Annotated in this window: 3 protein-coding genes; 2 read left to right on the top strand and 1 reads right to left on the bottom strand. The window is 74.4% G+C overall.

Annotated features, from left to right (window positions below):
* Positions 1–284: 284 nt before the first annotated feature.
* Positions 285–2,381: an asparagine synthase-related protein gene (locus H305_RS0143385; protein ID WP_028805911.1), complete on the bottom strand. Its 2,097-nt coding sequence runs from the start codon at positions 2,379–2,381 to the stop codon at positions 285–287.
* An 805-nt stretch (positions 2,382–3,186) separates the two neighbouring features.
* Here H305_RS0143385 and H305_RS0143380 point away from each other — a divergent pair.
* On the top strand, positions 3,187–4,611 hold the full coding sequence (locus tag H305_RS0143380; protein WP_028805910.1) for a hypothetical protein: 1,425 nt from the start codon (positions 3,187–3,189) through the stop codon (positions 4,609–4,611).
* 133 nt (positions 4,612–4,744) lie between these two features.
* Positions 4,745–5,950: an L-2-hydroxyglutarate oxidase gene (lhgO, locus tag H305_RS0143375; protein ID WP_234021459.1), complete on the top strand. Its 1,206-nt coding sequence runs from the start codon at positions 4,745–4,747 to the stop codon at positions 5,948–5,950.
* Positions 5,951–6,203 lie beyond the last annotated feature (253 nt).

Genomic DNA, 6,203 nt, shown 5'->3' with positions numbered 1-6,203 from the left:
GACGGCCTGGGAGCCGCCGCCGGACGGGCTGAAGAAGGGGCCGGACGGGCTGAAGGTGACCCCAGCCTCAGCGCGGCCTGCGGGAACCCGCGATGGACGCACCCGCAGTCGCCCTGTCACCGAAGGGGCCGTGCCGGTGCATCACATGCCCGTTGCGGACAGCGACACGAACCCACCGCACCAACACACCGGACCACACGACGGCTGCAACGGGCGGATCACCGGCACGGACCCGACCCACCCACCGGACAAACGGCGAAACGGACCAACAGCCGGCCCCCGGCTCAGGCCTGACGCCCCGCCCCCGCCCCCAGAGCCCGCCCCTGCGGCACGATCCCCGCAGGAACGGCCCGCTGGCGAGCCGGAGTCCCCGTCCAGCACGTGCCGCGGCGGGACAGCAGCCGACGCAGCCACACCTCCAGGGAGACGAGATCGGCGAGGCCGTCCAGCGGCAGGGTCTCGCCCTCCGAGGCCGCACGGAGCGCCTTGCGGACGACCCGGGCCTCGACCAGCCCCGCCTGGGCGAGCAACGGCGTGTCGAACAGCCCGATCAGGGGATCCGAGAACGCCCGCAACCCCGTCCGCGCGGCCGCCGCCGACGACGCATGGGACGGCGCACCCCACCCCGGCGGCAGATCCCCCACCCCGGCCCCCTCCAGCACCGTACGGAGAATCGCCGCCCGCGCCCCGGGCTGCACCCGCAGCGCCTCCGGAAGGCTCCGGCACGCCCGCACCACCTGGTTGTCCAGGAACGGGGCGTGCAGCCGCTGGAAGCGGATCTCGGCGGCCTGCTCCAGCACCCGCACGTCCGCCGCATGCCGGGCCAGCGCGGCCCGCGCCCGGAAGTCGCCCGGCCGCTGCCCGGGTCCGACCCCGGCCCGCCCACCGCCCGCCTGGAGGCGAACCGATACTTCAGCCAACGCCTCCCCGGTCAGCCAACGCGCCGCGGGCCCGGGTCTGGCCCAGGTGAGCGCGGCGAGCGACGCCCCGACGGCCCCGCCGGGCTCCTCGAACCGCCGGTGCAGCAGCCGCTCGGCGAGGAGGTCGACCCCGCTGCGGTAAGGCGTACGGGCCAGCTTCCGCGCTGCGGCGTACACGCGCGCGGGGACCATCACCGACCCGTCGGCCTTCGCCAACGCGGCGACGGGCCGCACCAGATGGCGCCGCTTGCGGTCCATCAGGAGGTCCGCGAGCCGGGCGGGGTGCGCGTCGAGGACCTGCCTGGCGCCGTACCCCGTGAAGTGGTCCGCGCTGCCGGAGGCGAGTCGCGCGCGGTGGCGTGCGGCCGTCACCAGGGAGGGCCCCGGCTCGTCCGTCAGCGGGCCCTCGAGGTCGGCGTAGGGGAGGACCTCCTCGCCCCCGGCGACGACGACGTGGTGCAGCCGGGGATTCGCGGCCAGCGTCCCGGCCCGCTCCAGCTCGGCCTCCCGCCCCCTGACGGCGAGGTCGTTGAAGGTGACCGCGAGCAGCCGTTCACCGGCGCCGGTGCCGTGCCCGAGGACCGTGCCGGGCGCCCCGGGAAGCCCGGCGGCGAGCAGCGCCAGCGTCCCGGACGCGGGTCCGCCGGAGAGGTCGGCGCCGATGCCCGGCACGGGCATGCCGCGCGCGGCGCGCCGCTCGGCGGGCCCCATCCCGGGCACCGGTCCGGGGTCCACGTCGGTGCCGGGCACGTGCCGCGGCGCGGTGAGACGCGCGCGTACGGCCTCCACGAGGGCGTCCCGCACGGCGTCCACGGCCCTGTCGGGGTCGGCCGAGGGGGCGGCGACGGCAAGGGACGCGACGGGTTCGTACCCGGCGATCTCACGCGCCCCCGCCCGCAGGATGAGCGCGTGCCCCGGCGGAATGCGCCGCACCCCTTCGTACGGGGTCGAGTCGTGCACGGCGTCGGGCACGTCGGGGGCGGCGAGCAGGGCGGCGAGATGCCCGAAGTCGAGGTTGGCCTCGATGAGGTCGGCCAGGGGCAGCGCGGCGGTCGCGTACGCGGTGCCGCCGGCCCAGGGCGTGTAGAAGACGGGCCGGGCGCCCGCGAGGTCACCGCAGACGGTCACGCGCCGGCCGACCTGGACGACGGCGGTGTAGCTGCCGGCCCAGTTGGTCAGGTGCCGAAGTGCCCCGCCGCGCGCGGCGAACAGCCCGACGCGGAGCTCCTCGTCGGAGGCCGCGCAGGTGCCGAGGACGGCGATGCGGTTCTGCGGGTCGGCCTTCACGACGCGGACCTCGTCGGGGCGCCAGTCGCCGACGGCCCAGAGGGGATCGGGGTCGCCCCACAGGAGTTGGGAGCCGACCGGATGCACGGTCTCGCCCTCGTTGCCGGTGGCGCCCGCCGAGCCGATCTCAGGCGCTCTGGCGGCGGTACTGCTCCACCCCACCAACCATCGCATCGCCGCCTCCACAGGCTGTGGACAACCAGTGCACCGTACGAACTGGGCACCATGCTGCCACGAAGGAAGCGGGCGAGAGGGCCCCTGCGGCGGCTTGCGCTCCCTGAAATGCGCCCCTGTGCATGCGTCCGCGCCGCTCCGCACCCGCCACGCGCCCACCGGGACCCGCCCAGCCGGGCACGGCGAGCCGGCGCTCAACCCCCTTGACCCACAGGCGAATCCAGCCGGGGACCCGGCGCGCGCACCCCGCGTCGCAGTCCGCCCGGGACCCCCGCGGGCCCCTCCCGCCCCCCACCCGGCCGACGCGAATGCGCCCCCGGTACGCTCCCCCAAAACCCCCTACGCGCCCTCAACTGACGTGGTAGGAGCCCTATTCGCCGCGGAAAGCCGCCGTCGATTTTCAGCCAAATCGGCTACGGGCGCGCCGTCATGCGCACTCTCCGTACAGGCCCTGCGCACCGCTTCGGCAACGCACAGTCCGGGAGGCGGAGTTCGCCTCCCGGACCGGTCCGCCGCCCGCGGGGATGTAGGCGGCGGTGTCCCCCAGCCCACTGGATCCAGTACAGCGGGCCGACCCACGCAGGGTCCATGGAAGCGCTCCCCGGATGGCCGGAGAAGAGCGCACGGGCAGGCGCACAGCCACACAGCGGGAGCACATCGCAACCGTCCGTACAGTCGTACGGACCACAATCCCGCCATCCGGAAGAACGCCCCTTAACGCTTGGGATCGGGCGAACTACGCTGGGTTTACGAATGCCGCGTGGTTATGCCAGGCGCGGCAGCCGTCTGTGTCGAGGGGTGGCGCATGTCCAGGGAGCAACGCGGGCCGAACGAAAAACTCGGCGCCGTTCTCGCCCTCGCGGGAATCAGCAACGCAGGACTCGCGCGACGCGTCAACGACCTTGGCGCCCAACGCGGGTTGACTCTTCGCTACGACAAGACGTCGGTGGCGCGCTGGGTGTCGAAGGGAATGGTGCCGCAAGGTGCGGCGCCGCACCTCATCGCCGCCGCCATCGGCCAGAAGCTCGGCCGCCCCGTGCCGCTCCACGAGATCGGCCTGGCGGACGCGGACCCCGCGCCGGAGGTGGGCCTCGCCTTCCCCCGGGACGTCGGACAGGCGGTGCGGTCGGCCACCGAGCTGTACCGCCTCGACCTCGCTGGTCGCCGCGCAGGTGGCGGCGGCATCTGGCAGTCGCTGGCCGGCTCCTTCGCAGTGAGCGCATACGCAACTCCCGCTTCCCGTTGGCTGATAACACCGGCCGACAGTTCGGTGGCGCGCGAGGTGAGCCCCGGGGAGGGCTCCGGAGCACCGCTGAAAGTCGGCCACAGCGACGTGCAGAAGCTACGCGAGGCAGCCGAGGACGCCAGGCGCTGGGACTCCAAGTACGGAGGCGGCGACTGGCGTTCGTCGATGGTGCCCGAGTGCTTACGCGTGGAGGCGGCACCGCTGCTGCTCGGCTCGTACTCCGACGAGGTCGGCAGGGCCCTGTTCGGGGCCAGCGCCGAACTCACCCGTCTCGCGGGCTGGATGGCCTTCGACACGGGCCAGCAGGAGGCGGCCCAGCGCTACTACATCCAGGCGCTGCGGCTCGCGCGCGCGGCCGCCGACGTCCCCCTCGGGGGCTACGTCCTGGCGTCGATGTCCCTCCAGGCGACCTATCGCGGATTCGGCGACGAGGGCGTCGACCTCGCCCAGGCCGCCCTGGAGCGCAACAGGGGACTGGCCACGGCCCGCACCATGAGCTTCTTCCGGCTCGTCGAGGCCCGCGCGCACGCACGGGCGGGTGACGCGCAGGCGGCGGGCGCCGCCCTGAAGGCCGCCGAGGGCTGGCTGGAGCGGTCACGGGAGGGCGACAACGACCCGTCCTGGCTCGGCTTCTACTCCTACGACCGCTTCGCCGCCGACGCGGCGGAGTGCTACCGCGACCTCAAGGCGCCCCGCCAGGTACGCCGCTTCACCGAGCAGGCGCTGTCGAAGCCGACGGAGGAGTTCGTCCGCTCCCACGGCCTGCGGCTGGTGGTGTCGGCGGTCGCGGAGCTGGAGTCGGGCAATCTGGACGCGGCGTGCGAGCAGGGCGTCCGGGCGGTGGAGGTCGCGGGGCGCATCTCCTCGGCGCGCACCACCGAGTACGTCAAGGATCTCCTGCACCGGCTGGAGCCGTACGGCGACGAGCCGCGCGTGGTCGAGCTGCGGGAGCGCGCACGGCCGCTGCTGATGGCTCCGGCCTAGCGGCGCCGGGGCCGGGCCCCGAGGAGCGGGCACGACGCGGGCCGGGACGCGTCCTGCGCGTCCTCGGGCCGCCTTCCGGGTTTGAGGGCATTGTCAGTGGCGCAGTGCACTATCGAGTCGGGAGGTGTGGCAGGTGCGGAGCACGTACGACTGCGATGTGCTGGTGATCGGCGGCGGGATCGTCGGCCTGTCGACGGCGTATGCGATCACGCGTGCGGCGCCTGGCACGCGGGTGACGGTGCTGGAGAAGGAGCGGGGCCCCGCCCGTCACCAGACGGGACGCAACAGCGGGGTGATCCACAGCGGTGTCTACTACCGCCCGGGCTCCCTCAAGGCGCAGTACGCGACGCGGGGCGCCACCGAGATGGTCAAGTTCTGCGCGGAGTACGGCATCGCGCACGCCGTGACCGGCAAGCTGATCGTCGCCACGGCGAAGCCCGAGCTGCCCCGGCTGCACGCGCTGGTGCAGCGCGGCCGGGAGAACGGCATTCCGGTGCGCGAGCTGGGCCCCACCCAGATCGCGGAGTACGAGCCGGAGGTCCGCGGCCTCGCCGCGATCCATGTCGGCACGACGGGGATCTGCGACTTCGTCGCGGTGGCCCGGCAGCTGGCGGAGGCCTCCGGCGCCGAGATCCGGTACGGGGCCGAGGTCGTCCGCATCGACCGCCGCCCGGCTCTGGGCGCCGCGGTGCGTACCGCCGACGGCACGATCGTCCGCGCCCGCGTCCTCGTGAACTGCGCGGGGCTGCACTGCGACGAGATCGCCAGGCTCACGGGCGACGACCCCGGGATGCGCATCGTGCCGTTCCGCGGCGAGTACTACACGCTGGCGCGGCCCGACCTGGTCCGGGGACTGGTGTATCCCGTGCCCGACCCCGCGTTCCCCTTCCTGGGGGTGCACCTCACCCGCGGCATCGACGGCGGCGTCCACGTCGGCCCGAACGCGGTGCCCGCGCTCGCCCGCGAGGGGTACGACTGGAGCGTCGTACGCCCCCGTGAGCTCGGTTCGACCCTGAGCTGGCCCGGTTCCTGGCGGATCGCCCGACGGCACTGGCGGTACGGCGCCGGGGAGCTGCGGCGCTCCCTGTCGACGGCGGCGTTCACCACGGCCGTCCGGCGCTTGCTGCCCGCGGTGGCCCCGGAGGACCTGGTCCCCGCGGCGGCCGGGGTGCGGGCCCAGGCGGTCCTGCGCGACGGCACCCTGGTGGACGATTTCCTGATCAAGGAGGGCCCCCGGACGGTCCACGTGCTGAACGCGCCGTCACCCGCGGCCACGGCCTCACTGCCCATCGGACGGGAGGTCGCCCGCAGGGCACTGGCCGCGCTGGCCGGCACATAACACCCCGGCGGCCCCCCGGCCTGCCCCTGCCCCTGCCCCTGCCCCTGCCCCTGCCCCTGCCCCTGCCCCTGCCCCTGCCCCTGGGGGGACCTTGCCCCGGCGGACCCGGATCCCCCACCCCGCACACCCCCGTAAAATCGACATCACTGTGTCTGAATTCCTTGACTCCCCCGAAGATGCCGGGCCGGCCACCGACGCCGGCTCGGGGCGGCATACCCGTGCGAAGGGCGAGCCCCGGTTCCCCGACGGCCCG

The organism is Streptomyces sp. 142MFCol3.1 (assembly GCF_000424945.1).
GTDB lineage: Bacteria > Actinomycetota > Actinomycetes > Streptomycetales > Streptomycetaceae > Streptomyces > Streptomyces siamensis.
The sequence above is the reverse complement of the archived record's forward strand: the minus strand, read 5'-3'. Positions and strand labels throughout refer to the sequence as shown.